This window comes from Roseivirga sp. YIW32 (genome assembly GCF_057219245.1).
The window spans coordinates 584444-606306 of the sequence record NZ_JBXVVG010000002.1 but is presented as its reverse complement, the minus strand read 5'-3'; the positions used below and the strand labels follow the sequence as shown (position 1 = coordinate 606306).

At 45.2% G+C, this 21863-nt stretch carries 18 protein-coding genes; 8 read left to right on the top strand and 10 right to left on the bottom strand.

The genetic code is table 11. From position 1 onward, the window contains the following. Window position 1 precedes the first annotated feature (1 nt). Both AC2D6U_RS11470 and AC2D6U_RS11465 read right to left on the bottom strand, forming a co-directional pair. Complete coding sequence (locus AC2D6U_RS11470) at window positions 2-1900, bottom strand: ATP-binding protein (RefSeq protein ID WP_484721126.1); 1899 nt, start codon at window positions 1898-1900, stop codon at window positions 2-4. Continuing rightward, a complete protein-coding gene (locus tag AC2D6U_RS11465; protein WP_484721125.1) occupies window positions 1897-2379 on the bottom strand; it encodes an ADP-ribosylation factor-like protein in 483 nt (160 codons plus the stop codon). Before AC2D6U_RS11465 ends, AC2D6U_RS11470 begins: the two co-directional genes overlap by 4 nt. 177 nt (window positions 2380-2556) lie before the next feature. Here AC2D6U_RS11465 and AC2D6U_RS11460 point away from each other — a divergent pair, with 177 nt between their 5' ends. From AC2D6U_RS11460 to yjjX, 4 genes are all read left to right on the top strand, one after another. Continuing rightward, the gene (locus AC2D6U_RS11460; RefSeq protein ID WP_484721124.1) at window positions 2557-5022 is read left to right on the top strand and encodes a S9 family peptidase; all 2466 of its coding nucleotides are present in this window, start codon (window positions 2557-2559) and stop codon (window positions 5020-5022) included. A gap of 103 nt (window positions 5023-5125) precedes the next feature. Beyond that, entirely contained in the window at window positions 5126-8425 is a 3300-nt protein-coding gene (locus AC2D6U_RS11455; RefSeq protein ID WP_484721123.1) for a WD40/YVTN/BNR-like repeat-containing protein, read from the top strand. A gap of 174 nt (window positions 8426-8599) precedes the next feature. Next, the gene (locus tag AC2D6U_RS11450) at window positions 8600-9772 is read left to right on the top strand and encodes a hypothetical protein (RefSeq protein ID WP_484721122.1); all 1173 of its coding nucleotides are present in this window, start codon (window positions 8600-8602) and stop codon (window positions 9770-9772) included. Next, the gene (yjjX, locus tag AC2D6U_RS11445; protein WP_484721121.1) at window positions 9765-10304 is read left to right on the top strand and encodes an inosine/xanthosine triphosphatase; all 540 of its coding nucleotides are present in this window, start codon (window positions 9765-9767) and stop codon (window positions 10302-10304) included. The genes AC2D6U_RS11450 and yjjX overlap by 8 nt, the downstream gene beginning before the upstream one ends. Before the next feature lie 46 nt (window positions 10305-10350). On the opposite strand, the gene AC2D6U_RS11440 is transcribed toward yjjX, so the two are convergent. After that, the gene (locus AC2D6U_RS11440) at window positions 10351-11895 is read right to left on the bottom strand and encodes a M20/M25/M40 family metallo-hydrolase (RefSeq protein ID WP_484721120.1); all 1545 of its coding nucleotides are present in this window, start codon (window positions 11893-11895) and stop codon (window positions 10351-10353) included. Between the two features lie 67 nt (window positions 11896-11962). Then, on the bottom strand, window positions 11963-12979 hold the full coding sequence (locus AC2D6U_RS11435) for a hypothetical protein (RefSeq protein WP_484721119.1): 1017 nt from the start codon (window positions 12977-12979) through the stop codon (window positions 11963-11965). Between the two features lie 124 nt (window positions 12980-13103). On the opposite strand from AC2D6U_RS11435, the gene AC2D6U_RS11430 reads away from it, so the two are divergent. From AC2D6U_RS11430 to AC2D6U_RS11420, 3 genes are read left to right on the top strand one after another with little or no spacing between them, the layout of a single operon-like run. Beyond that, on the top strand, window positions 13104-14009 hold the full coding sequence (locus AC2D6U_RS11430; RefSeq protein ID WP_484721118.1) for a M28 family peptidase: 906 nt from the start codon (window positions 13104-13106) through the stop codon (window positions 14007-14009). 5 nt (window positions 14010-14014) lie between these two features. Beyond that, on the top strand, window positions 14015-15487 hold the full coding sequence (locus tag AC2D6U_RS11425) for a DUF5687 family protein (protein ID WP_484721117.1): 1473 nt from the start codon (window positions 14015-14017) through the stop codon (window positions 15485-15487). Between the two features lie 8 nt (window positions 15488-15495). After that, window positions 15496-16194 (top strand): ABC transporter ATP-binding protein, encoded by a 699-nt coding sequence (locus AC2D6U_RS11420; RefSeq protein ID WP_484721116.1) that lies wholly within the window; start codon window positions 15496-15498, stop codon window positions 16192-16194. Between the two features lie 337 nt (window positions 16195-16531). Here the strand turns inward: AC2D6U_RS11420 and AC2D6U_RS11415 are convergent, their stop codons facing one another. The 6 genes from AC2D6U_RS11415 to AC2D6U_RS11390 all read right to left on the bottom strand — a co-directional run bounded on the left by AC2D6U_RS11415 (window position 16532) and on the right by AC2D6U_RS11390 (window position 20353). Continuing rightward, window positions 16532-17260 (bottom strand): DJ-1/PfpI family protein, encoded by a 729-nt coding sequence (locus AC2D6U_RS11415; RefSeq protein WP_484721115.1) that lies wholly within the window; start codon window positions 17258-17260, stop codon window positions 16532-16534. 122 nt (window positions 17261-17382) lie between these two features. Further along, window positions 17383-17940, bottom strand: a complete 558-nt coding sequence (locus AC2D6U_RS11410) for a transposase (RefSeq protein ID WP_484721114.1) — start codon at window positions 17938-17940, stop codon at window positions 17383-17385. Between the two features lie 74 nt (window positions 17941-18014). Next, on the bottom strand, window positions 18015-18431 hold the full coding sequence (locus AC2D6U_RS11405) for a VOC family protein (protein ID WP_484721113.1): 417 nt from the start codon (window positions 18429-18431) through the stop codon (window positions 18015-18017). 95 nt (window positions 18432-18526) lie between these two features. After that, window positions 18527-19318, bottom strand: a complete 792-nt coding sequence (locus tag AC2D6U_RS11400; protein WP_484721112.1) for a TPM domain-containing protein — start codon at window positions 19316-19318, stop codon at window positions 18527-18529. A gap of 1 nt (window position 19319) precedes the next feature. Next, window positions 19320-19760 carry a TPM domain-containing protein gene (locus AC2D6U_RS11395; protein ID WP_484721111.1) on the bottom strand — a complete coding sequence of 147 codons (441 nt, stop codon included), beginning with the start codon at window positions 19758-19760 and terminating at the stop codon, window positions 19320-19322. Further along, window positions 19760-20353 carry a LemA family protein gene (locus AC2D6U_RS11390; protein WP_484721110.1) on the bottom strand — a complete coding sequence of 198 codons (594 nt, stop codon included), beginning with the start codon at window positions 20351-20353 and terminating at the stop codon, window positions 19760-19762. The genes AC2D6U_RS11395 and AC2D6U_RS11390 overlap by 1 nt, the downstream gene beginning before the upstream one ends. 93 nt (window positions 20354-20446) lie before the next feature. Here AC2D6U_RS11390 and AC2D6U_RS11385 point away from each other — a divergent pair, with 93 nt between their 5' ends. Beyond that, the gene (locus tag AC2D6U_RS11385) at window positions 20447-21859 is read left to right on the top strand and encodes a pyridoxal phosphate-dependent decarboxylase family protein (protein ID WP_484721109.1); all 1413 of its coding nucleotides are present in this window, start codon (window positions 20447-20449) and stop codon (window positions 21857-21859) included. The last annotated feature ends 4 nt before the right edge of the window (window positions 21860-21863 follow it).

The window sequence follows — 21863 nt, the reverse complement described above, 5'->3', positions numbered from 1 at the left end:
ATTAAAGCTTTAATTTCTGTTCGGCCAGACTCTCTAGCGCAATGTTGATTCGAGTCCTAAACTCTACCAACTCCTTTAGGATATCTTGTCCCTCTTTTACTTGATCATGTAGCTGCGTTCTCTCATCAGCCAATTGAGGAATGCCAAAGTAACTGACGCTTGGTTTGATCTTATGCAACACCTTTGCTGCTCCACCCCAATCCTTGGCATCAACCAGCTGCGCAAGCTTCTCCATTTCATCGGGTAAGGTATTGAGCATCGTATCGATCAATTCTTTCATGAACGAACTGTCATTCGCTGCAGCATTGCTTAAAATGGTCAAGTCTACCGCCGGTAAGGTGTTTTCCGTATTGATATGTAAAAGCTGCCTGATCTTTAATGAAAGCTCTCTCGGGTTCACAGGCTTCACCAAATAGGCCCAATTGTCCAATGCTCGAAGATCATCGTGCTTATCTATTGGATCACCAGATGAAAAAATGATGGGAATGTCACAATTCAGTCCCTCACCATGTCGCACTTCTCGAAGCAAGTCCGGTGCATAATCATCTTCCAGATGAACATCCGTGATCAAAAGATCATATTTCTGCTCGTTTAGTTCCCTCTTGAGTGCCTCAGCGGTGGTCACAAAGGTTGAATTGAGGTTCCATTTGGCCGACCTTTCTTTCATCACAAGGGTACTGATGGCATCATCCTCTGCAAACAGGAATGCATACTGGCTGACATCCACATTAGCGGTCGGGTCGTAATGATCGTCAATACTGATGTCTGCACTTTGCGCTAACTGATAGGGTAAGTCAAAGGTCATTGAAGTTCCCTCACCCAGAGCACTGCTGATCTTTAAAGTGCCTCCCATGATCTTGACCAATTCATTGGCAATGGTCATTCCCAAGCCGGTTCCCTTGAATGTCCGGTAACTCTGCCCGTCAGCTTGGACATAGGGTTGAAGGATACGCTCAATGCTTTCAGGCTTCATCCCTATTCCTGTATCTTTGACCTCAACGTATAGGCGATCCTTTTTCGCACTCAAATCTAGCATGACACTCCCCTTCTCCGTAAACTTCAGTGCATTACTGATTATATTGTAAAGTACTTGGGACATTCTGGTCGGATCTGCTCGAATATATGTGGGTAAACCATCACCGAAATGCACATTGAGACTAAGCTGCTTTTCTTTGACAACGAATGAAAACCCTTTAACCACAGTGTTGATCAACTGCTTCAGGTCAAAAGACACCGATTCTAACAAGAGTTTACCTTCCTCTATTTTCGATAGATCAAGCACATCATTGATGATGCTGTTCAAATGGTCAGAAGTAGACTTGAGGGCATGTAAATAATTGTAGATCTCTTTTGGATCACTCCATTCCAGCAGTTTTACCAAGCCTGTGATGCTATTCAATGGGGTGCGCATCTCATGACTTATGGCCGCAAAGAACTGCTGTTTGAACTGTTGTATTCTTTGCAGCTCTTGGTTCTGATATTCTAGGTGGTTCTTTTTGGTTTCCAGCAGGGTTTTCTCCAGTTGTAAATATTCTTCGTTGAGCACCGCCCGATCTCTGCCCTGCAACACCGTCTTCATCCGTTCTTGCTCGACCGTTTTGTCGAATAAAATCCATTGTACCGTGTGCTGATCAAGCTTTGCCAGCCTGACCACCACTAATGCGCTCAATTCTTCATGCCATTCCATTGGATTCAAGCGCAATTCTTCGCCAACAGGCATCTGCCCAAAGTAGTCTTCCATACTGGCTAAAAAATCAAACCGATCATATAGGGACTCCCCTTGTGTTAGCGGAATCAATGTATTACAAGACTGCAGCAGACGCCCATTGACCTCAAACAGGGTGACCTGAACCAAAGGCTTTACGAGGCCTAGCTTTATTTTATCTAAGTCCCAATTCATAGCATTCGCTTTATCAAATGGTCAAGTACCGGTTGAAACTGTTCATCACGTTTAGCGCTCACAAAGTGCAAGGCCTCAGATTGAAGCTCTTTTTCAAGCTGTTGACATTGCTTCTTCGAGACAAGGTCTCGTTTGTTGCCTACCAAAAGAATGTCTACACCGGGTAATACCTCTTTCAAAAAGTTGATCTCCGCATTTAGGTTCAGATAAGTGGACGGACGAGAAAGATCAAAGACATAAATACAGGCGTGGGCGCCCTTCAAATAATCCACCGGTTGATGTTCGAGCTTCCCGGCATTTGTTAATTCCCAAAAAACGAGCTTTTCGATATGCGCATGGTCCGGCATGACGCTAGACACGCGTAAGCCCAAGGTAGGCGCCTCCTCTTTCTGAAAAGGCAAGCCTCTTATTCTTCTCAGGAGTGCGCTTTTTCCAGAACTGACACTCCCAAGGACTACGATCTTTTTGACTGTTGACATGATCTCCTTGAAGTGAATAAGATATTAAATGGTTTTCGAGGAACATAGCGAAACCACCAATTCCGAGCATTTTATGTCAGCAAACGACCGTTCAACCGCCTAAAATCAGGCCTTGTATCAGTCATCTTGCATTTAAGCCGTAATGCACTACCTTAAATCTTTCTTAACCCTACAATTATGTTGAATTTCCGTACCTACAAAACATGTTGTTTGACCCTACTTGTGGTCTTCATTTTGAGCTTTGAGCCTGCGCTGGCTCAAGATGTCTATCAAAAACCCCCAGAGGTGATCGCCAAACTGATCGAAGCACCTTCAACTCCATCCGTAAGCATTGACTCTAAAGGCGAGTGGATGCTTTTAATGGAACGGCCGGGCTACCCAAGCATTGAAGAGGTTGCGGCTCCCGAATTGCGCATTGGTGGTACAAGGATCAACCCGAGAACCAATGGACGCAGTAGGGCATCGCACATGACTGGTCTTGAGATGCAAAACATCAAAACTGGGGAGAAATTCCGCTTTACCGGAATGCCGGATAACGCAAAAATCGGTAATGTGAGCTGGTCGAACGATGAAAAAAAGATCGCTTTTACCAATACCGTAAGCAATGGAATTGAATTATGGATGGCTGACGTGAACCAACGAAAGGCTACCCAATTGACAGAGGCCATCGTAAACAATGCGTATGTCAAAGCCTTTGATTGGATGCCTGACAATGAAACCTTGTTGGTCAGCACCATAGTCGCTAATCGAGGAATGGCTCCTGAGCGACCAGAAGCACCGAAAGGCCCTGTTATTCAAGAAACATCCGGCGCTGAAGCGGCCTCAAGAACCTATCAAGACCTCTTGAAAAATAGCTACGACGAAGCACTATTTGAATATTACACCTCCGTGCAATTGATGAAGATTGATGTAAACGGTAAGGCAACAAAATTTGGAAACCAAGACATCATAAAGAACTACAACGCCTCTCCTGATGGCAATTTTGTTCTCGTACAAACCATTCAAAAGCCATTTTCTTATCTGGTTCCCGCCTCTCGTTTTCCGTTTAACTACGAGATTTGGGACAATGCAGGCAAGCGAATTGATGTGCTTGCAGAAATCCCTTTAGATGAGGTCAGACCAAAAGGCTTTGACGCCACACGCCTTGGCAAACGAAGTGTGAGCTGGAGAGCAGATCAACCGGCAACGCTTTATTGGGCTGAAGCCATGGATGGCGGAGACCCTGCCATGGAAACGGATGAGAGAGATGCGGTTTACATGCTAATGGCGCCCTTTACCGGAGAGCCGGAGCTCTTGGCCAAAACCTCTTTACGCTATGGAGGCATCACTTGGGGAGACGAAAAGAGGGCGATCCTTTCTGAACAATGGTGGGCACAACGGCTCGACAAAAGAACGTTGATCGATCCTTCTACGCCAGGTAGCACAGGAAAAGTGATCATTGACCGATCGACCACCGACCGATACAGTGATCCTGGTAGCCCAATGACCGTAAAAAACGAATACGGGTATTATGTGCTCAAGTTTGACAAAGACGATGTCTTCATGTCGAGTGTCGGTGGTTCTCCCGAGGGCGACAGACCCTACTTGAGCAAATTCAATCTGAAAAATGGCAAAACGGAGATCATTTTCAGATCAGAAGCTCCTTATTATGAACGGCCTGTGGACATCATCGATAAAAAAGCGAATGCGATCATCACCATTCGCGAATCGGAAACTGACCCGCCAAACTATTTCCTTAGAGACTTAAAAAAAGGAACAAGCACAGCGATCACGAATTTTGAACACCCGCAGCCAGAAATGATGGCCGTCAATAAAGAGATCATCAAATACAAGCGGGCAGATGGCGTCGACCTAACTGCAGTGCTCTACACGCCTGCCGGCTATGACAAAACGAAGGATGGACCACTGCCGGTGCTAATGTGGGCATACCCAAGAGAATACAAATCAAAGGCCAATGCCGCTCAAGTGCGAGGTACTCCTTACTCTTTCACCCGAGTAAGCTCCGGATCACCCTTATTCTGGGTCTTAAGGGGTTACGCCGTCATGGCAGACACCGAAATGCCCATTATTGGGGAAGGAGACAAGCAACCGAATGACTCCTTTAGAGAGCAGTTAGTGATGAATGCCGAAGCCGCCATCGATGCAGTTGTCGAACTGGGTGTAGGCGATAGAAACCGAATAGGTGTGGGTGGACACTCTTATGGCGCCTTCATGACAGCCAATCTGTTGGCCCATTCAGACCTTTTTGCTGCTGGTATTGCGCGAAGTGGTGCTTACAACCGAACGCTTACGCCTTTTGGGTTCCAGCGAGAGGAAAGAAGTTATTGGGAAGCGCCTGAGCTGTACAATTACATGTCACCCTTTATGCATGCCGACAAGGTGAATGAACCCCTTTTGTTGATTCATGGCGAAGCGGATAACAATTCGGGAACCTTTCCTATCCAAAGTATCCGTTTTTACAATGCTGTCAAAGGCCATGGAGGAACGGCCCGTTTGGTGATGTTGCCAGACGAAAGTCACGGCTATCGGGCAAAAGAATCCATTTTGCACATGCTGTGGGAAATGGATACTTGGCTGGAAGAGCACGTCAAAAATGCCAGCACAAAACCCGAAGCCACGGCACTAGACTCCAAAGGAAAATAGTTGAAAGAAAGCGTCAAATGACGCTTTTTTCTTGCCTTTTGGTTGGCATAGCATCAACTCAAACAAAAAGGCATTATCTTAAAAGCTGTAAAGTATCAATACCATGAAGAGACTCACTTTTTTACTCAGCCTAATTGTGCTCCTATTCTCAATTACTCAGGAAGGAAATGCACAACGAAAAAAATCAAAAAATAGCCCAGAAGAAACGGTCAGCAACCCCTTGGAGGGGGTTAGCCTGAGCGGCTTCAAGTTCAGAAATGTCGGACCAGCATTAACCTCAGGAAGGATTGCAGACATTGCGGTCAACCCAAATAACCACAGTGAATTCTATGTGGCTGCTGCAGCAGGAGGGGTTTGGAAAACAAGCAATGCAGGCACCACCTTCACGCCAATATTTGATAACTATGGGAGCTACTCGATAGGGGCCCTCGCTCTTGACCCAAATAATCCTAGTGTTTTGTGGGTCGGTACCGGTGAAAACAACAACCAACGCTCGGTTTCTTATGGAGATGGTATCTACAAGTCCATTGACGGAGGAAAATCCTTCAAGCACATGGGCTTAAAAGAGTCCGAACACATTGGCATGATCGCCATTGACCCAAGAGATTCAAAAACAGTCTATGTGGCAGCAACCGGACCACTATGGAGTGCCGGTGGAGACAGGGGTTTATACAAGACCACTGACGGAGGGGAAACATGGAACAAGGTGCTTGACATTAGTGAACACACCGGCATCAATGAAGTGCACCTGGACCCAAGAAACCCGGGTGTGCTCTATGCAACCGCTCATCAACGACGTAGAAGACAATGGACCTATTTGGGCGGAGGCCCTGAATCGGGCATTTATAAATCAGAAGATGGCGGCGCCTCATGGGAAAAGATCAATAGAGGTTTACCAGGCGGCGATAAGGGCAGAATTGGATTAGCCATTTCACCAGCCGATCCTGAAGTCATCTATGCCATTGTTGAGGCGCAAAGCGGTCAAGGTGGTTTTTACAAAAGTACCAACAGAGGTGCTTCGTGGGAAAAACAATCCGGCCATTCCACCAGTGGCAACTATTACCAAGAGATCGTGGCAGATCCAGTCGATGTGGACATCGTCTATTCCTTGAACACCTTCACGCAAGTGACTCGAGACGGAGGAAAAACATTTACGGATCTTGGTGAAAAGAGTAAACACTGGGACAATCACGCGCTATGGATCAATCCAAAAAATAACCTTCACATGATGCAAGGATGTGACGGTGGTGTTTATGAATCTTTTGACGGAGGACAAAACTGGAAGTTTTTCACGAACCTGCCGGTTACGCAGTTTTACAAAGTTTCCGTTGATAACGCGTCGCCATTCTACAATATCATGGGAGGTACGCAAGACAACTACAGCTTGCTTGGCCCTTCACAAACCGTCAGCCAGCACGGTATCCTTAGCTCAGATTGGATCGTTACTCTTGGTGGAGATGGCTTTGAGTCGGTTGCAGACCCCACCAACCCCAACATTATTTATTCACAATACCAGAATGGTGGCTTGGTCAGATTCGACAAACAAAGCGGTGAAACGGTTTCCATTCAACCAAAACCGAGAGAAGGAGAACAAGCCTACAATTTCAACTGGGATTCTCCCCTGATGGTGAGCCCACACGATCCTAAGACCATCTATTATGCGGCCAATAAGCTTTTCCGTAGCAGAGATCGTGGTGATTCATGGGAAGTCATCAGCGACGAACTTGACCAAAACATCGACAGAAACTTACTACCCGTGATGGACAAAGTCTGGCCTATGGATGCCGTGGCAAAAAATGGCTCAACTTCTCGATATGGCGCCGGCGTTTCGTTGGATGAATCGAGGATAGTAGAAGGGTTGATCTATGTCGGATCCGATGATGGACAAATCAGCATTACAGAGGACGGCGGAAGAAGCTGGATTCAAATCAACGAATTCCCGGGGGTACCTGCCAATACCTATGTGTACGACATCGTCGCCTCAAAGCACGACGAAAATGTGGTGTTTGCTGCTTTCAATAATCACAAAAGCGGAGACTTCACCCCTTATATCTACAAGAGTGCCGATAAGGGAAGGACATGGAAGAACATCAGTGCCAACCTTCCGGAAGGGGCCGTTTATGCCATCGAACAAGACCATGTTAAGGCTGATCTGTTGTTTGTTGGCACAGAATATGGAGTACACGTCTCCATAGACGGGGGCAGCAGTTGGTCTGCCTTGAAATCGGGTTTACCCACTATTAATGTACGGGACATGATGATTCAGGAAAGAGAAAACGACTTGGTTCTTGCCACCTTCGGCAGAGGGTTTTATGTTTTGGATAACTATTCTGGCCTGAGAGAGATCAGCGAAGAGATGAAAGAGAAAGAAGCCCACCTCCTCGCAGTTAAACCGGCCTACATGTTCAATACCTGGACACCACTAGGAAGTCTTGGTTCACGAGACAAAGGTTTTCAAGGTGAAATGTTCTACGCAGCAGATAACCCCACTCGAGGGGCTGTGATCAAATATTGGGTAAAAGAAGGCGTAACCACCCTGGCTGCCGAACGGAAGAAACGTGAAGCAGAGCAGTTCAAAAAGGGTGAAGCCATTCCTTATCCGACTGTACAACAGTACGAGGCAGAGCAAAATGAAGCACCATCTTATCTGGTCTTTACCATCACAGACCCCTCAGGTGAAGTGGTGAGTGAAAGAAGGGAAGCATTGAGGAAGGGCCTTAACCAAATGGTTTGGGACCTCACCTACATGAACTTCGACAACGTAACAACCAGACAAAGCGGTCCCATGCAAAATCTAAGCAGTTCAAGAATCTACGTGGTGCCGGGAACTTACCGCGTGGAGCTAAATGCTGTGATCAAAGGAGAATTTCAAAACTGGAACATCACCACTTCTGTTGAAGTAAAAGAGCTCAACAACCGCACGCTTCCAGCGAACGACTGGGCTGAAATGGCCGCATTCAAGAAGAAAGCAGCAAAATTGGTTAATGCCATGGGGCTTCTTCGCACTTACTTATCGGACGCGCAACGCAACTTGAATGAGTTGAAAGCGGCTGCCAAAACGATGCCCATTGAGCGTTCTCTGGCAAGGGTAAAGGAATTAGAAAACCTGGAAAGAAGATATGACGAACTGAACCGCATGATCAATGGCAATAGCACGTTGAATCGATTAGATATTGATGGAGATTACAGCACCAGACAACGCGCTCAAAGTGCTTTGGGAGATGTCTTTGGCTCTCTTTCCAATGTCACAGGTACTTCCGTACAAAACTATGAGATCGCTGCAAAACAGTTTTCGGATATCATGCGCGAAGCACGTGGGTTTAAATCTGCGATGGACCAAGTTCTTAACCAATACACGGGACCTGAGCTGAGCGGACAGCTCCCAAAATGGACCAATAACTAAGGACGCAAAATTTCATTTTGGACTTTAAAGCTTTAATTTTGTGCGTTTTATCGTAAATCACGATGAGATGTATGTGAAATTCGTTTTCTTGTATTTCAAAAGCAAATATTGCCCTTTTTCATAAGAACCAATACGCGTACTAAACAGAATTGAATGGGTCATTAACCTGTACTATTGAGGTTCGTTATCATCATATTACTCAGTTTTTCTGCTGAACACAGTTCCGCACAGGATCTTATTTCCATTGCGAACACCTTCCTCAATGACAAAAACTACGTTGAGACCAAGAACAGTATTGATGATGCCTTCGATGAGCCAGAGATGAGACAAAACCCTCGTGCCTGGTATACCAAGGCACGGGTCTACCATGAGATTTTAAAAAGTGACGCACCCGAACTGGATGCGATCAAAACGAACTATGAAACTTTCATAGATCAAGTGATCGCCGCCTACATCAAGACCCAGCAACTGACCGAGCGAACCAATAACTTACACATCCTAGCGACCAATCAAATTGAGATCCTTTGGGCAGATGGTATCAATGCAGGTGTCGCGAGCTTTCAGCAAAAAGAATTTGACAAGGCACTTCGCTCCTTCGAAATATCGAAAGCCACAAAGCCGGCTGACACCTTGGCTTACTTATACTCCGGATTGAGAGCACAAAATGCAGGACGTTATCCTGAGGCCTTTCAAAACTACATGGAGCTCAAAACCTATACAAAGCTCAGCAAAGAAGTCTACAATGGCATCATCGTATCGAGTCAGTCCATGGACGCGAGCTATGAGCAGCAGCTGGAATATGTGGAAGAAGCACTTTTCGAATACCCTAATCACATCCCTTATGTGATTCAGGAAGTGCGCTTACTGATCCGCTTGAATCGTTTTTTAGAGGCGGAATCTGTCCTAAATAGTGCGTTTTTACGCAACCCTAATAACCCACTGCTGATCATTCGACAAGCAGATCTATTTGACCGTATTTTTAAAGCCGCCTACATCAATGGTGAACCGGAGCGTTCGGAACAGTATTACGAGCGAGCAGCAAGAAAATACGAACAATACCTGTCTCAGTTTCCGGAAGATTTCGCCGCAAACTACAACTACTCCGTCATGATCAATGAGCAGGCCAACCGTGTCTATGTTCGGATCAACCTAATGAGCAAAGACGAATACCAGATCAGAGGCAAAGAGGTGGAAGAAATAGGACATGAATGGACTCGAAAAGCGCTTCCTTACATGGAAAAAGCGTATACCATCAATCCTAATGACCAAAAGGTGGTCCTTGCCCTCAAGGTTTATTACGAAAGATTACAAATGACAGAAAAACTGCAAGCCCTCAATAATGAATAAGATTAAGGTAGTAGTTGCCTCGAAGAACCCTGTCAAAATCAATTGTACGCTGGACGCTTTTCAAAAAACTTTCCCAGAATATGACATTCTTGTGGAGTCCGTTTCCGTGTCCTCAGGCGTCGCAGAGCAGCCCATGAGCGATGCAGAAACTTTAACTGGCGCCAGAAACCGAGCACTGAATGCCAGAACAGCACAAAAAGATGCCGACTATTGGGTTGGACTTGAAGGCGGCATTGCCGATGACGGTCAAGGCATGGAAGCCTTCGCCTGGATGTATATCCTTAGTGATAAGAAAGAAGGAAAAGCGCGATCTGCATCATTCCAGCTTCCTCCGAAGATACGAAACCTTGTGCTTTCCGGAATCGAACTGGGTCATGCTGATGACATGGTCTTTGACCGCCAGAACTCAAAGCAAGGCAATGGTGCTGTAGGGATTTTAACCCACGGCTTGATCGACAGAGCTGCTTATTATGAACCGGCTGTTATTCTGGCGCTCATTCCCTTTGTGAATGCCCCGCTTTACGACATATAAAAAAAGGCTCTATAACATGTCATAGAGCCTTTCTTACATTAGCTTCTTATCGACTTCGGTTCAGGCTTTCAAACTCCTTGGGCTTCCTAGGCATCTTTTGATCCATGTTTGCCGTTTGCATCACCATCGTGGCAATGATCACCGCATTCTTCTTCAAATCTGCCACTTGCAGTCTTTCGAACAGGTCCATGTTGGTGTGGTGCGTTCTCGTGCTGTAGTCAATCGGATCTTGAATGAATTGAAACCCGGGTAACCCTACGCCATCGAAGGCCAAGTGGTCTGTTCCTCCCGTATTTCTGATCGTTATAGTGCTGGCACCAACCTCTTCAAACGGCTTGAACCATTCTGTAAAAATTGGCCTGACAGCTTCATTACTTTGCAGGTAGATTCCTCTAATGGCTCCCGTTCCGTTGTCCATGTTGAAATAAGCAGAAAACTTCTCATGCGCGGCATTCGGCGTACCTTCGTTCATAAAGGTCTGCTGGACATAGTTGCGCGAACCATAGATTCCTTGCTCTTCACCGCTCCATAAGGCGATGCGAACGGTCCTTTTTAGAGGAACGCCTGACTCTTTTAGGATTCTAATGGCTTCCATCATTGTGGCAGAACCTGCCGCATTATCCGTAGCCCCTGTGCCTGCGAACCAGGAATCCAGGTGAGCACCTAGCATGACCACCTCATCCTTTAATGCTGGATCAGAGCCCGGGATCTCAGCGATCACATTGTAGCCCTGCTGATCCTTTTTGTGGAATTCCGTTTTCGTGTCCGCCTCAATCATCACAGGTTCTCCTTTCATCGCCAACCTGACCATTCGGTTGTAATGCTCCGGAGCGATTTCCATCTCGGGCAATGGATTAGGGTCTCGGCGTGCACCATTTGAGGTGAAGAACGTACCTTGGCCTCCTCCCCTGTGCGTATTCAATACCATAGCCACTCCTTCTTGTTTGAAGAACTCATAAGCGGCGTTTCTCATCCGTGCTACCCGACGATAATCAGAAATGCTTTGCGCCGAAAAATTGGAGCTTGCACTCACGTTGCGCTGCTCCATTGAAGCCAATTGGTCCTCTGAGAACCTTCTGGCATCGGCTTCAAAGGTGGTTTTTGCTTCTATCGTAGTAGGCAGCATAACCACTTTTCCCTTTAACTTTCCTTTAAAATTGTTGAGGTCCGACTCTTCATTAATGTCAACATAAACCACCTCTGCGGTCAACAAGCCATTTGTTCCGGGCGTCCACGCTTTTGGAATTCCTATGATTGCTTGATAATAGGGCACTGTCATGGCAACGTAGGACTTTCTCACATCCCAACCTTCGCCAAACTCTCCCCAAGGTTTAACCTCCACATTGGATAGGCCCCATTCCTTCATTTGAGAAGAGGTCCATTCATAGGCCTTTTGTAACCCTTCCGATCCTGTCAAGCGAGGGCCAATGCGATCGGTCAAATGCCAGGCAATGTCCATCACCTGACTATTGTTGAAGCCCTCATCTTTGATTTGGTAAACCGATGAGTAATCAATATCTGTCCCTTGAAATGCTGACAGATTCAAACAAAATGCTATTCCTATAGCTAAAAATACATGTGCTCTTTTCATGGTAAATCCGTTTTAAGAAAAGTAGAAAGTAAAATGCCTAAAACATAAAATTATTTGATGGTTGGACTTATTCAGCTGGTTTTGGATATAAACTGGCCCTAAAGGCCTCCAATATTCGGCTTAAGGCAATTGTCCAATCGTATTCGGGCCGCCAACCCCGCGGTAAATAAATGGTGTTGCTTCCCAAGCTCTTCATGTAGAACACCACCCTCTCGTCATCAAATAGAGCCATGGGTTCATCCGTTTTAAAAAATGAACTGAGTTGCTCATGATTGCCAAAAATTGCGGTCAACTCATAGTCGTACCTGAGCCGCTTCAATTCCGGGTCACTCAGATCATGCCTTACAAACTCAATAATATTGGTTGTGTCTAAGGCAAGGGAAGAGAAGAGGTCGTACCTCTCTTGCCATTGCGCTTCATATTGTTTTGGCGCATTGACATGGGCATCCAATAATTTATGGGCGCCAAAACGGCGATAAAAATCAACCTCCCAATTACGAAGTGCAACTTTGTAGCTGGGTCGGATCTGAGGTGCTGTGGTCAAAATGATCCGATCATTTTCAGGTTGGGGTTGAAAGAACTCCGGATGGTCATTCACCAGCAGATTCGTTCTTGGCCGGGCTCCTGTCCTAAAGTAGGTATCGAGCTCGTTAAACACTGGGTCAAAAGAAGCAGAAGCTCGCATCCAAAAGGAGTCTCCTTCCGTCCAGAAGTTCATTTGATCACTTAAAGGGCCCATGGCTAAAAACATGTTCTGTTCCTCACCCAAATAATGAAACAAGATCAGATTCTTGATGTCTCGGGTTCTCAAGACCTGGGGAACTCCTGTGGCCTCGCCCGGAATATTATACAGAGAGGTGACATTCACATAAGCAACAGCATCAATGCCTTGTGTGGCAAAGAAAGTCTGCAACTCGGTGAGTTTTTCTTGCCATTCATTTGTGTCAACATCCTTAGAAACAGAAAAAAGGACCAATGAACTTCCATTCAATATATCTTCAGGAGGATACAAGGCCTCACTGATCGCGAGATGCTCTTGATAAAAACGGAGGTAGTTCTGTGACTGTGCCCATGAACTGCACAACAGGAAACAGTTGATAATGAAAAATTTATAGATATAATTGGTTACGATATGCAATGTGATTCGCTAAGTTTATAGTGAGTTCAACCTTAAATATGAAGCATTTTATGCGTTAATCTCAAAAACGATGAGAAAGAAAAGAAATTTCATTTTGGCTCTTCTGTTCCTTGGGCTGCCTTATTTAGGACAGGCACAATTTGTAAAGATCGACAGCACCATCTTGTTAGAAGACTTGAGAAAATTAAGTCATGATGCCGCTGAAGGACGAAAAACTGGAACTGACGGGGCAGAGGCCGCCCGCCGATTTATCGGAAAGCAAATGAGTGCCATTGGAATCAAAAGCTTTGAGAAAAAATATCGCCATGATTTTTCCTTCACGAATCGCAGCGGTGAAAAAATTGAGGGCATAAACATCATCGGTTACATTAAAGGCGTCTCCTCTGATTCTGCCTTTGTGATCACGGCACATTACGATCACCTAGGGGTGGTCGATGGGGCCATTTACAACGGGGCTGATGACAATGCTTCTGGTGTAGCCGGAATGCTGGCTATTATGGAATATTTTGAGCGAAATCCGCCCAGACATAACATGATCTTTGCAGCACTAGATGCGGAGGAAATGGGCTTGCAGGGAGCCAAAGCATTCGTTTCAGATTCTACCCGATTACCACTCGAGATGATCAAACTGAACATCAACATGGACATGATCAGTGTCAGTGATAAGAATGAACTCTTTGTGGCGGGCACCTCTCATTACCCCAAATTCAAACCCATTCTAGAAAAAATCGACTTTCCCGGAGTTAAACTGCGATTTGGACACGACACAGGCGAAGGCAGTGACAACTGGACCTACTCTTCAGATCATGGCGCATTTCATCGGGTGGGTATTCCTTTTCTCTATTTCGGAGTGGAGGATCATGAGAATTACCATAAAGCATCCGACACCTTCGAGAATATTGACAGGCGCTTTTTTGTGCTCTCCGTGAGCACCATCCTTGACAGTATCATTGCGCTCGATGTAAACCTTAACTGATCCCTATGTTCGCCACATTACTTAGTCAAAACTGGAAAGAAAAAACGCGCTCTTCCATCTGGGCGAAAAGTGTATTGGCCAATATCTTCCTGGGCTTTGCAGCACTAATGCTCTTAACCTATGCGATCCTTCTTGGCGTTTTTATCGCTATCGGCTTGGAGGATCTGGTGGACACAGACCCCATAACCTTCATCAACAAGGCGCTGCTTTATTATTTTATTTTTGAGTTCTTTTTGCGCTTCTTTTTGCAGAATGTTCCCGTTCAAGCCATAGAGCCTTACCTCCACCTGCCCATGAAAAAAGGCCGTGTGGTTCATTTCATGTTACGGAAAAGCCAGGTATCCGTTTTTAACCTCTTGGCCATTCTCGTCTTTAGCCCATTTGCATTTATCAAAATAGGAACGGAGTATGGGTTTTACACAGGATTCATGTGGTGGTTGATGATCGTAGGAGCAGCCTTCACCGTGCATTTCAAAACCATGTACTTCAAGAAGAAGCTCAATGATGTCCCGAATTTATTCTTGATCATGTTCTTGGTCATTACGGTCGTTGGTGGACTAGACTATTTTGGGTTCATCGCGGTGTCTGACCTGTCGCTTTGGCTCTTCAATTGGATCTTAGAGCAACCGCTCTTGGCGATTGTTTTTCCACTTTCCTGGTGGCTAACCTATCGCGTCAATTATACATACTTCGTCAATAACACCTATCCCGAGGAGCTTAGCCTAAGCAAGAACAAATCGAAGATCACCGGTGACTTTGGCTTTTTAAAGCGATTCGGTCGCACGGGAGAGCTTATTGGCCTAGAGCTTAAATTGATCTTGCGCCATAAGCGACCCAGAAGCGCCTTGATCCTGAGCGGATTCCTATTGCTCTATGGCTTGGCTTTCTACCCTCAAGACGCCTATAAAGAAATGGACTGGATTTTCCTTTTTGTCGGAATCTTCGTTACCGGCATCTTTTTCATCAATTACGGTCAGTTCCTATTGAGCTGGGAAAGTGGTTATTTTGATTTCGTTTTGACCCGAAAAGTAAGCTACCGAGAATACTTCGAGGCGAAATATTACATGTTCGTTGTGGCGGCGGCCATAGCCTTTGTTTTTTCTTTGGGCTATGGATTTTTTGGTGTTAAGATCATCCTCATCAACTTGGCTGCTTTTCTGTTCAACATCGGCATCAACATTCCGCTGGTCATGCGCATCGCAATGAACGGACCGAAGAAGATCAATTTGAATAAAGGGGCCGCCTTTAATTATGAAGGTGTGGGAGCCGCACAATTCCTGATCGCCTTACCCGTACTGTTGTTGCCCTATGTGTTCTACTTGCCCTTCCGCGCTATCGGAAACGACGCCATTGGCTTGTTACTAGTGGGGCTCGTTGGCCTCATTGGCTTCCTTTTTAGGGAGAAGGTCATCGATAAACTGACCGAAACATTTACAAATAAGAGACATAAAATCGCTGCGGGATTCCGCGCACAATAGAAAAGACCATGATTCACATATCAGAACTTTCAAAAGCTTATAAAGGCGTTACCGTCGTTAACATCCCGTCCCTTGATATTGCCAAAGGAGAAAGCTTTGGGCTTGTTGGTAATAACGGCGCAGGTAAAACCACCTTTTTCCGAATGATCCTCGACCTCGTGCGCCCAACCACGGGACACGTCAACAGCAAGGAAGAGGATGTAAGCAAAAGCGAAGAGTGGAAATACTATACCGGCTCCTATTTGGACGAGGCCTTTTTGATCGACTACCTTACTCCTGACGAGTATTTCGAGTTTCTTGCCACCCTCCACAATTATTCCAGCGGGGATTTGAACGAATACCTGACGCAATTCGATGAGCTATTTAACGACGAAATCCGGGGGAAGAAAAAATACATCCGAGACCTTTCGAAAGGAAACCAGAAAAAAGTGGGTATCGTTGCAGCACTCATGGGTAACCCGGAAGTCATCTTATTGGATGAGCCTTTCGCCAATCTAGACCCCACAACACAGATCAGGCTTAAGAACACCTTGAAAAAATGGAAAGAAGAAAACCAACTGACCATGTTGATCTCGAGCCATGACCTCAACCACGTCACAGAAGTTTGTGAACGTATTGTCCTATTGGAAAAGGGAGAGATCAAGCAAGACATTCTTACAAGTGAAAGTACACTGAAAGACCTTGAAGAATATTTTGGGGCTTACTAAATGGATGCTTCATTGGAACGTTAGCCTAACCAAAGGCGGCTCAATAGATGTCATGTCTAACCGGAAGAGAACAACTTTTTCTATCGGGGTTACGAACGACATATATCTAGAGTCTTAGGAGCGATTTTGCTTCTAAATACAAGCAAGGACTTCGTTTATTCTGAGGTTCCATTCAAGAAGCATTCGCCAGAGAAAAGCAACTTAAAATTGGCATAGGGAGTGGAAGCTTAACCTCATTAAACGTTTTATTCCTGAGTTCAAGCAGTTGTAAAAGAGAATTGAGATTTCTTGGCAAGATCAATAGATGCTGAAACATATTCAGCAAGACGATAAATAATTAAGGATAGATCGCTTTATATTCTGCCAAATCCCAGTCAATAACTAGACCTCGGCCTACACCCTCGGCTACTTGTTTGCCATAAAGGTATTCCACCAAATAAAGCGCTGGATCATAGCTTTTTGCTCCTCCTGCAGAAGTGATCGCCTTTCCATCGTGAACAAAAGAAACTTCTTCGTACACATATAATTGGGGAAAGGTCTGTTTGAATTTTTCAACGTCAGTAGGAAAGGTCGTGCACTTCAGCCCATCCAAAAGACCGGCTTGAGCAAGAATGAACGCACCATCGCACAAGCTCATCACAAATTGAGCATTGCGCCCAACGACCCTTACCCAAGAGATCAAGCTCTCGTCTTCAAGATCGCTATCCATGTTATGCTCTGCACTGGGCACGACCAGAATATCAATGTCCGGTGCGTCCTTAAACGAATAGTGTGGCGTTACGGTAATCCCTTCAAAGGTCACAATGGGTTCCAGGGTAGGAGAAACAATAAAAGTCTCCATGGCCGGTTCAGTATGGAAAATCGTGTGCTGGAAAATATCGTAAGGAGCCATTAACTCTGAGTTATAGACTCCATTGATGGCTAAAAAACCGACATTGAGCTTCTTTTTTGGTTTGTTCTCCTCTTGATAGATCTCAATAGTTGTCTCAACAACTTCTTGCCGATCAGTCTGAATGCAAGACACCATGATTCCTGCTAAAAGCAATAGAAAGAGCATTTTTCTCATAGCATAAATTTAGTCTATTATTGAGACTCTTTTCATGGTTTTCCTAGTCATGGTTTCACTCAGAGTGAAGCCATGACTAGTTATAAACCAAGGCGGGGAGAAAAGCCTTCACTTCAACACCCCTAGAACAAAGCTTTCACAGTGTGCTCGTCAGGCAGATAATGCTGAATATCCTCCTGATAGTTTTCAAGCCTTATTCCTAGGTATGCCTCAGTATCTTCTCTATTGACGATTTCATCCTTTCTGGAATTCGCATAGAATAGATAAGACGAATAATCCCAATCTCTCAGCTTTTTTATCAATCCCGCTTTAAGTGGGTTGAGATGGATGTAATTGAAACACACCAAAGATGTATCGCAATTCTTAATCAGCTTAGCCTTTGTAGCTGATTGAAATAAAGACCCTGTCTGGGACTCTTGCTTATTAATCGCTCTGGTATATGATCTCAACATCACCCCGATACTATGATTCAATTCATTCTCATCTAATGCTTTGCTCGTGTAGACCAAAACATGAAAATGATTAGGCATTAAGCAGTAAGCCAATATGGTCGCAAAAGGTGAGATATGCTTCTTTAGTTTTTTCAAGAAGTAGCGATAGTTGTCACCACTATAGAATATCCTGGTATGCCGATTCCCTCGATTATAGATATGATAAAACTGATCCTGTTCGAATTTCATTGTTGTGTGTTTTATTGTTTAATACCGTAGTCATGGTTTTACTTAGAGTGAAGCCATGACTCCTAATCGAAGCGCTACTTCGCAAAGATCTGCGACGCATCTTTAAATGACTTAAACTCCAAGGCATTGCCACTTGGGTCTAAAAAGAACATGGTGGCTTGTTCCCCAACCTCGCCTTTGAAACGGATATAAGGTTCAATCACAAATTCAATTCCTTCAGCTTTAAGCTTATCCGCCAAATCATGCCATTGTTTCCACTCCAGGACAGCGCCGAAATGCCGTACCGGCACGTTCTTTCCATCAACCGCATTCGTATTGGCTTGCACCAATTCTTCAGGCTTTACATGTGCACTGAGCTGATGCCCAAAAAAGTTAAAATCGATCCATTTGTCCGTCGAACGACCGATCTCGCAACCTAGAAGGTCACCAAAAAAGCTTCGAGTAGACTCAATGTCTTTTACCGGAAAGGCTAAGTGGAATGGAGTAGACATAGTTCGTTATTTGTTTTCGGTAAATTTAATTGATTTGGCATTAAAAAAGGCCTCGTGAATACGAAGCCTTCTAATTTCGATTGTTTGTTTCTCAATTACCAAGAGCCACCGGAACCGCCACCGCCGAAGGAGCCGCCACCAAAGCCGCCAAAGCCGCCTCCGAAACCACCTCCGCCTCCACGGAAATTATCCCAGTTATTGTCCCTGCGATTATGGCCTCCCATACTTGAACCCATCATTAACCAAGCCCACCATGGAATCCCTCTTGTACCGATACCTCTTCGTCTTCTTCGGCCAGCAATGGCAGGCAGGATGAAAAAGAAGAGAATGAATAAAAACCCAAAAGGAATACCCTTTCCACCATCACCTCTCCTTCGCCCTTTCGCTACTTGATCAGCAGTAAATTCGCCCGAAGCCAGTTTAAAGATTACATCTGTTGCGTCGTCAAGCCCTCTGTAAAAGTCTCCCTCTTGAAAGCGCGGATTCATAAAATCCTCACGAATAGTAAATGTTGCTGCATCCGTAATCGCCCCTTCCATGCCATATCCCGTAACAATAGCTGCTTTTCTGTCTTTTACTGCAACCACAATAAAAACACCATTATCTCTATTTGCTTGTCCAACGCCCCAGCTCTCACCGACGCGCTGCGCATAGTCAACTACCTCATAGCCATTTAAGCTGTTGACAATCAAAATGGCCACCTGGGTTGAGGTGGTGTCTTCATAATTCAATAGCTTTCGTTCCAAGCGCTGAACTTCCCCCGTACTGAGTGTCGAACTGGTTAGATCATTGACCAATCTTGGAGGGTTCGGTCTTTGTGGTAAGTCCGACTGTGCCCAAGCGGCTAAGCTGCCGAGTAGAAATAGGAATATAAGTGTCCTTCGCATACTAGTTTTTTCCAAATGATATGTCATCCGATAACTCATTCTGGTCGCCTTTTTGGTAAGGAAAGAACTCCTTGAGTCGTTCCCCTGCGCAAAGAACACCGTCTACGATGCCCTGAGTAAGGTCCCCTTCCTTGAAATGTTTGACCATTTTTTCCTTTGTGACATCCCAGAAGTCATCCTCCACTTGTGCATTGATGCCCCCATCGCCAATTATGGCAAATTGATGGTCTTTGATGGCCATATACACTAGAACACCATTGCGAGCCTCTGTTTTGTGCATATTCAATTCGGCAAATACCTGCGCCGCACGATCGAGCACATTCTCTGTTTTGCAATGGTTTTCCAAATGCACACGAATCTCCCCGCTTGTATTCAACTCTGCTTCTTCTATAGCGGCTTTAATCCGCTTCTTTTGCTCGCTCGTAAAACTTGCTTCAGCCATTAGTCAAAACTTACTTCTGGTGCACTTTCAGAGCCTGCGGTTGCTTCGAAGTAGCCCTTCTGCTCAAAACCAAACATGTTCGCATACAAGTTTTTTGGGAAACTTCTGATGTAGGTATTGTAACTTCTTACCGTTTCATTGAAGTTTCTTCGTTCAACAGAAATTCTATTCTCTGTTCCCTCCAATTGTACTTGTAATTGCTGAAACTGTGTATTGGCCTTTAAGTCTGGGTAGCGCTCGACAGAGACCAATAAACGACTCAACGCACCACTTAAGCCTTGTTGTGCTTGTTCAAAATTAGCAATGGCCTCTTGAGACAGATTTGAAGGGTCAATCGTCACAGAAGTGGCTTTTGCTCTCGCTTCGATCACACCTGTTAACGTCTCTTGCTCAAAATCTGCATACCCCTTTACCGTATTCACGAGGTTAGGAATAAGGTCTGCTCTTCGTTGGTATTGGTTCTCGACTTGAGCCCAAGCAGCGCCAATGCCTTCATCTTGCTGCACCATGTTGTTATACGTACCTTTAATGCTTGAATAACCAATGAGCGCAATCACAGCGATCACGATCAAAACAATCCATCCTTTTTTCATTTTCATATTAGCTTTGATTCATAATACGGCATTTACACCACAAGATATGTGCTACATTTGTTATCGGACAATATGACAGATAAACGTTGCTAAATGGATACTGAATCTTTCCGAAAACATGCCCACGACTTGGTCGACTGGATGGCCGATTATTTTGAAAACATTGAGGATTACCCTGTTTTACCCAATGTAAAACCGGGCGATGTACTGAAACAGCTACCGAATCAAGCCCCTCAATCGCCCGAATCCTTTGACCAGATCTTTAAGGACTTTAAGGAGATCATCGTACCCGGGATGACGCATTGGGAGAGCCCGAACTTCATGGCCTACTTTCCGGCGAACAAAAGCAAAGCCTCCGTGCTTGGCGAAATGTTGATGAGTACCATGGGCGCACAGTGCATGATCTGGCTGACTTCGCCAGCAGCGGCAGAACTTGAAGAGCAAATGATGCATTGGTTACAGGACATGATCGGCTTGGATGAGTCATTCACGGGAGTAATTCAGGACACAGCCTCCACTGCCACTCTATGCGCCTTATTAACCGCCAGAGAAAAACAGACCAATTATCAAGTCAATGAAAAAGGATTCTCCGGTGAGCGCTTTGTTGTCTACGCCTCAAAAGAAATTCATTCCTCTATTGACAAAGCGGTGAAGATCGCTGGTTTTGGTTCGGATAACTTGAGAAAAATAGCGGTAGACGACGCATTCGCTCTAATTCCTGAACAGCTTGAGGAACAAATCAAAAAGGACAAAGAAGAAGGATATACACCTTTGTGTGTGGTCTCGGCCATTGGTACGACCAGTACCACGGCGATCGATCCGATCGCTGCCATCTCATCGATATGCCAACGTTACGGCGTTTGGCATCATGTGGATGCCGCTTACGCAGGAACCGCACTGGTATGTCCAGAGATGAGATGGATGGCCGAGGGAGTCGCTCAGGCCGATAGTTTTGTCTTCAATCCGCACAAGTGGATGTTCACCAATTTCGACTGTACTGCCTATTTCGTCAAAGACCCGGCCAGTTTGGTCAATACCTTCTCTATTACTCCCGATTACCTGAAAACCAGCGTAGATGGTGAGGTGAAAAACTATCGGGATTGGGGTGTTCCTTTGGGAAGACGTTTCCGAGCCCTTAAGCTGTGGTTTGTGATCCGAGAGATGGGCGTTGAAGGAATTCAAGAAAAGATTCGAAAACACATCGCCTTAGGGCGCTGGCTGGCCAAAGCAATTGAAGAGCACCCTGATTTTGACTTGTTGGCTCCAGTTCCACTGAACACCGTGTGTTTCCGATACACCAACGGCCCAGTGCAACAGCTCGATGAAATCAACGAGAAAATTATGACAGCCGTCAATGCTACAGGTAAGTTATTCTTTACCCAAACCAAAGTGAATGACCTTTTTGCGCTGCGTTTGTCCTTTGGTAATACCAACCTGGAAGCCTATCATATCGAAAACGCTTGGCAATTGATTCAAGAAACCGCTGAACAAATCAGTCAAAAATAAGTAC

Coding starts and splice junctions, on each gene's coding strand:
- AC2D6U_RS11395 (WP_484721111.1), bottom strand. CDS start 19,760: ATGGCTGAAGCAAGTTTTACGAGCGAGCAAAAGAAGCGGATTAAAGCC.
- yjjX (WP_484721121.1), top strand. CDS start 9,765: ATGAATAAGATTAAGGTAGTAGTTGCCTCGAAGAACCCTGTCAAAATC.
- AC2D6U_RS11405 (WP_484721113.1), bottom strand. CDS start 18,431: ATGTCTACTCCATTCCACTTAGCCTTTCCGGTAAAAGACATTGAGTCT.
- AC2D6U_RS11385 (WP_484721109.1), top strand. CDS start 20,447: ATGGATACTGAATCTTTCCGAAAACATGCCCACGACTTGGTCGACTGG.
- AC2D6U_RS11430 (WP_484721118.1), top strand. CDS start 13,104: ATGAGAAAGAAAAGAAATTTCATTTTGGCTCTTCTGTTCCTTGGGCTG.
- AC2D6U_RS11390 (WP_484721110.1), bottom strand. CDS start 20,353: ATGAAAAAAGGATGGATTGTTTTGATCGTGATCGCTGTGATTGCGCTC.
- AC2D6U_RS11470 (WP_484721126.1), bottom strand. CDS start 1,900: ATGAATTGGGACTTAGATAAAATAAAGCTAGGCCTCGTAAAGCCTTTG.
- AC2D6U_RS11415 (WP_484721115.1), bottom strand. CDS start 17,260: ATGAGAAAAATGCTCTTTCTATTGCTTTTAGCAGGAATCATGGTGTCT.
- AC2D6U_RS11440 (WP_484721120.1), bottom strand. CDS start 11,895: ATGAAAAGAGCACATGTATTTTTAGCTATAGGAATAGCATTTTGTTTG.
- AC2D6U_RS11410 (WP_484721114.1), bottom strand. CDS start 17,940: ATGAAATTCGAACAGGATCAGTTTTATCATATCTATAATCGAGGGAAT.
- AC2D6U_RS11465 (WP_484721125.1), bottom strand. CDS start 2,379: ATGTCAACAGTCAAAAAGATCGTAGTCCTTGGGAGTGTCAGTTCTGGA.
- AC2D6U_RS11460 (WP_484721124.1), top strand. CDS start 2,557: ATGTTGAATTTCCGTACCTACAAAACATGTTGTTTGACCCTACTTGTG.
- AC2D6U_RS11425 (WP_484721117.1), top strand. CDS start 14,015: ATGTTCGCCACATTACTTAGTCAAAACTGGAAAGAAAAAACGCGCTCT.
- AC2D6U_RS11455 (WP_484721123.1), top strand. CDS start 5,126: ATGAAGAGACTCACTTTTTTACTCAGCCTAATTGTGCTCCTATTCTCA.
- AC2D6U_RS11420 (WP_484721116.1), top strand. CDS start 15,496: ATGATTCACATATCAGAACTTTCAAAAGCTTATAAAGGCGTTACCGTC.
- AC2D6U_RS11400 (WP_484721112.1), bottom strand. CDS start 19,318: ATGCGAAGGACACTTATATTCCTATTTCTACTCGGCAGCTTAGCCGCT.